Source organism: Corynebacterium sp., from assembly GCF_030826625.1.
Classification (GTDB): Bacteria; Actinomycetota; Actinomycetes; order Mycobacteriales; family Mycobacteriaceae; genus Corynebacterium.
On sequence record NZ_JAPJNQ010000111.1, the window covers coordinates 1 to 4,805 of the forward strand.

At 56.0% G+C, this 4,805-nt stretch carries 5 protein-coding genes; 4 read left to right on the forward strand and 1 reads right to left on the reverse strand.

What is annotated here, in order from left to right; all coding sequences use genetic code 11:
* Positions 1–1,080 (reverse strand): NAD-dependent epimerase/dehydratase family protein (locus RCH87_RS10125; protein WP_306516575.1); only part of this gene is annotated, 1,080 nt, incomplete at its 3' end.
* A gap of 119 nt (positions 1,081–1,199) precedes the next feature.
* On the opposite strand from RCH87_RS10125, the gene pyrR reads away from it, so the two are divergent.
* The 4 genes from pyrR to RCH87_RS10145 form a co-directional block, all read left to right on the forward strand.
* Entirely contained in the window at positions 1,200–1,805 is a 606-nt protein-coding gene (pyrR, locus tag RCH87_RS10130; protein ID WP_306516576.1) for a bifunctional pyr operon transcriptional regulator/uracil phosphoribosyltransferase PyrR, read from the forward strand.
* 2 nt (positions 1,806–1,807) lie between these two features.
* Positions 1,808–2,740 carry an aspartate carbamoyltransferase catalytic subunit gene (locus RCH87_RS10135; protein ID WP_306516577.1) on the forward strand — a complete coding sequence of 311 codons (933 nt, stop codon included), beginning with the start codon at positions 1,808–1,810 and terminating at the stop codon, positions 2,738–2,740.
* Between the two features lie 70 nt (positions 2,741–2,810).
* Positions 2,811–4,226 carry a dihydroorotase gene (locus RCH87_RS10140; RefSeq protein WP_306516578.1) on the forward strand — a complete coding sequence of 472 codons (1,416 nt, stop codon included), beginning with the start codon at positions 2,811–2,813 and terminating at the stop codon, positions 4,224–4,226.
* Between the two features lie 34 nt (positions 4,227–4,260).
* On the forward strand, positions 4,261–4,805 hold a 545-nt coding region (locus RCH87_RS10145; protein WP_373690980.1), incomplete at its 3' end, for a carbamoyl-phosphate synthase domain-containing protein.

Genomic DNA, 4,805 nt, shown 5'->3' on the forward strand with positions numbered 1-4,805 from the left:
GTCGACGACCGCTCGCGTGTAGATATCGGTCAGATCATCGAGGGCAATCCAGCTGAACCAAAAGTTACCGCCGCCGAAGCTGCCGCCGAGCCCGGTAGAAAACAGGGTTTTCAGTAGCGGAAGCAATCCTGAACTGCCTGACAGTGCCACGCCGGTGCGCATATTCACCACTCGTTTCCCAGCGTCTGCTGCGGGTGCGCAGGCGCGCTCCCAGTCGGAGACGACGTCGGCGAGAAATCCCTCACCGCGTTCGGAATTCTCGCTGAGTAATTCCGCGCCCCGGTCGGGGCCGTAGTATCCGATCGCAGAGGCACAGACCATCGTCGTCACTGATGCAGAATCAGCGACGAGACGAGCCAACTTGTAAGTCGGATCCACACGGGAATCCCGGATGTCTTGTTTATGCGAATCATTGAAGCGCCCAAAAATCGGTTCGCCGGCGAGGTGAATCAAGACCTCCACGCCATCAAGCAGGTGCGAAGAAGGATAAGAGGTATTCCAGTGTCGTTGCCCAGCCTTTGCCTCGCCACGGACGAGTTCGATGACGGTGTGTCCTGCCGTCGTCAATTGTGCTTTCAAGCTGCGACCGACTGAGCCGTGCGCTCCCGTCATGGCGATGACTTGTGGGCTAGCTGATGTGAAGTCCGTGCCTCCGGCGAGTGAACGGAGAAATTGAAGGTCAGCGATCAACTGGCGCTGGCGATAGGCGAAGAATGGCTTTAAGAGATTCGCTGGGGCTCGGGTATGCACTGTATCGGTCACGAGCGTGGTGCCGGGTTGTTCCCCGTCTGCGAAATGGTGATCGTGGCGCCACTGCGCGAGTTTGCGAATGGGGGAATTCACGCAAATATCAGTGAACGAAACTTCGGGTTGGAAACGTGTGAGGTCATGGCGTGCGATCCATTTCAGTCCCGCAGGCAGACGGAATATAGTCGTGCCATCGGCAAGCGAGGCTGCTTCTGTATGCGGCGTCATCGCTAAAAACGGTGGCGTTAAACGGCTGATTGCGCCCGGCCGAGTGTGCCAGTCCCAGACCAGCGAACGTGGTGCGGGAACGAGATGTTGGGCGGAAAAGCTCACGAGCGTAATCCTTAGTGCTAGACTGAAGCGGTGTCTCTATCATAGACCTAACCACGACAAACCTGAATGCAATCGGCATCCTTTAAAGTCCGCACAGAGAGGCGGGGAAGGAGGGCACGATGACTGTGGAACAACCGTCCGCGGGAGTGGAAGACTCGACTGAGCTGTTGAGCGCTGCTGCTATCTCGCGCACGATCGCACGCATCGCGCACCAGATAATTGAGAAAAACGCTATAGGTTCACCGGATTCTTCGCCGGTGATTTTGCTCGGAATCCCTTCCGGGGGCGTTCCTTTGGCAGAAAGCCTGGCCGAGAAAATTGAAGAATTTTCCGGAACCACCGTTGCCACTGGCGCGCTTGACATCACTTTGTATCGCGATGATCTGCGGTCGAAGCCACACCGCGCGTTGAAACCCACCTCGATTCCGCGCGGCGGTATTGATAATGCGATCGTTGTGCTTGTCGACGATGTCCTGTTTTCCGGTCGCACTATTCGCGCGGCTCTCGACGCATTGTCGGATATCGGTCGTCCCCGTGCTATTCAGCTAGCTGTGTTGGTTGATCGCGGGCATCGTGAACTGCCTATCCGTGCTGATTTCGTCGGCAAGAATCTGCCCACGGCTCGCACAGAAGGCATTACGGTACTGAACTCAGTCATCGACGGCCGGGACGCGGTGATTTTATCTCGCGGACAACGCGCGTCTGAGCACATGGTAGAGGAATAACTGTGAAGCATTTATTGTCTATTGCTGATTTGAACGCAGATGAGATTACAGCGTTGTTGGACGAAGCCGAGCGCTTTTCTGAAGCTCTAGCTGACCGCGACGTCAAGAAGCTGCCGACACTGCGCGGCCGCACAATTTATACCCTGTTTTATGAAAACTCGACGCGCACACGTTCGTCGTTTGAAACCGCAGGTAAATGGATGAGTGCGGATGTTATTAACCTTTCGGCTTCATCGTCGTCAGTCTCGAAGGGTGAATCTTTGCGTGATACCGGGTTGACCTTGGCAGCGATTGGCGCCGACGCAATTATCACCCGCCACCCATCTTCGGGTGCAGCGCAATTATTGGCGCAGTGGGTCGATGCTGACGGCTCTGGACCGTCAGTGATTAATGCTGGCGATGGGGCTCATCAGCATCCGACGCAGGCTCTGTTGGATGCAATGACACTACGTCAGCATTTGGGTGAGATTGCTGGCCGACGAGTTGTCATCGTGGGAGACTGTCTGCATTCGCGGGTGGTGCGTTCGAACGTCGATTTGCTCGCCACCATGGGCGCTGATGTGGTCTTGGTTGCTCCACAAACGCTGCTCCCACACGGTGTTGAACATTGGCCGGTGCGCACTAGCCATGATATCGACGGTGAGCTCGCCGGCGCTGATGCAGTTATGATGTTGCGCGTGCAAAAAGAACGCATGAACGGCGGGTTTTTCCCGTCGCACCGTGAATATGCCACATATTACGGATTGTCGAAGGATCGTGCGGCGCTGTTGCGTGATGATGCAATCATCATGCACCCAGGGCCGATGTTGCGGGGCATGGAAATTAACTACGATGTCGCGGATTACCCAAACACGGTGGTCTTAGGCCAAGTCAACAATGGTGTGCACATGCGTATGGCCGTGCTGTTTACCTTGCTGGCCGGAGCGGCCTCTTGATGGTGCTGGAATGGGTGAAGAACTAACGATGTCAGATCAAAAAACTCAACGCATAGGGGATAGCACGAAAATGTCGAATACGCGTCAGGGGTCGGGACAACACACGGACCTCGTGCCGCAGCATGAAAGTTACCCTCCGACGGGTAGCTTGCGGCCAGCCGCGCAACGTTCATTGCTGTTGAAAAACGTGCGCCCGTATGGCGAAGGTGAGCCGGTAGATATTTTGCTTGCCGACGGGCGGATTAGCGCGATCGAAGCCGTCGGTTCGGATGCTGCTGCGGAGCTACAAGCAGATGATATTCGCGATTTGGACGGCAAAATCTTGTTGCCCGGCTTGGTAGATATGCACGTGCATCTGCGTGAACCTGGCCGGGAAGACACTGAGACTATTGTCACAGGTTCGAACGCCGCAGCACGTGGCGGATTCACCGCTGTGTTCACGATGGCTAATACCAACCCGGTTACTGATCAGCCGGTGATCGCGGAATCTGTCTGGTACAAGGGGCAACAGCACGGTGTTTGTGATGTGCACCCAGTGGGATCTATTTCGCAGGGTTTGCAAGGCAAAAACCTTACGGAATTTGGCATGTTAGCTCGCAGCGCAGCCAAAGTGCGGATGTTTTCTGATGATGGCAAATGCGTCAACGACCCGCAGCTTATGCGCCGGGCGTTGGAATATGCCAAAGGCCTCGATGTCTTGATTGCGCAGCACGCTGAAGATCACCGCATGACGGCAACCGCGGTGGCGCACGAAGGCGCCACCGCCGCTCAACTCGGATTGTCAGGCTGGCCTCGGGTGGCTGAGGAATCCATTGTCGTCCGGGATGCCCTGTTGGCACGTGACTACGGAAACCGTGTGCATATTTGCCATGCCTCGACTACAGGAACCGTGGAGTTGCTGCGCTGGTCTAAGCACAATGACATTCCGATTACCGCAGAGGTCACTCCTCATCATCTGTTGCTGCACGATGAAAAATTGCGCACCTACGACGGAGTTTTCCGTGTGAATCCGCCGTTGCGTGAAGAAAGCGACACGCTTGCGCTACGCCAGGCATTGGTCGACGGTGTTATTGATTGCGTCGCGACCGACCACGCACCGCATGGCAGTGAGGATAAATGCGTGGAATTCGAGCACGCGAAGCCTGGAATGCTTGGGTTGGAATCTTCTCTTGCCGTCATCGCGCAGATTTTTGTGGAATCGGGCTTGGCTGACTGGCGTTTCGTCGCCCGCGTCATGTCTGAGCGGCCGGCGCAAATTACGCGTTTGCCAGATCATGGTCGCCCAATTGCGGTTGGTGAACCTGCCAACTTAGCCGTGGTGGATCCGCAGTATCCGTGGACGTCAAAAGCCGAGAAATTCGCCTCAAAATCTCGTAATAATCCTTATGAAGGTCATGAGTTCGGTGCTAAAGTCACCCACACGATTTTGCGTGGTGGCTTGAGCTTCGAGTTGGATAGCGAATCCGAGGGCAAGCATGCGCACTAAGAAACCACGAAACACAGAGCGAAAGGCATTAGCAGTGAATATCTCTTCACCTCGTAGCTTCCCAGCTGAGACGGTTCCGGCCGTACTCGTTCTTGCCGACGGCAGCGTCTTCAGCGGATGTGGGTTCGGTGCTACCGGCAAAAACCTCGGTGAAGCCGTTTTCACAACCGCGATGACCGGTTACCAAGAAACCATGACTGATCCGTCGTATCACCGGCAGATCGTGGTTACTGCTGCACCGCACATCGGCAATACCGGCTGGAACGACGAAGATGACGAATCCCACGACGGACGCATCTGGGTTGCTGGCCTCGTCGTCCGCGATCTTGCACACCGAGTTTCCAATTGGCGTGCCACGAGCTCGCTGCCAGAGGCGATGGAACAGCAAGGCGTTATCGGTATCTCCGGAATTGACACGCGTACCCTGGTGCGCCGCTTGCGCAATCACGGCTCGGTAAAAGCCGGTATTTTCGCCGGGGAGCAGGCGTTACGCCCGCACGAAGAATTGCTCGAGGAAGTTCGCAACCAGCCAGATATGGCAGGAGCAGATCTCGCGGGGGAGGTCTCCGTCGACAAGAC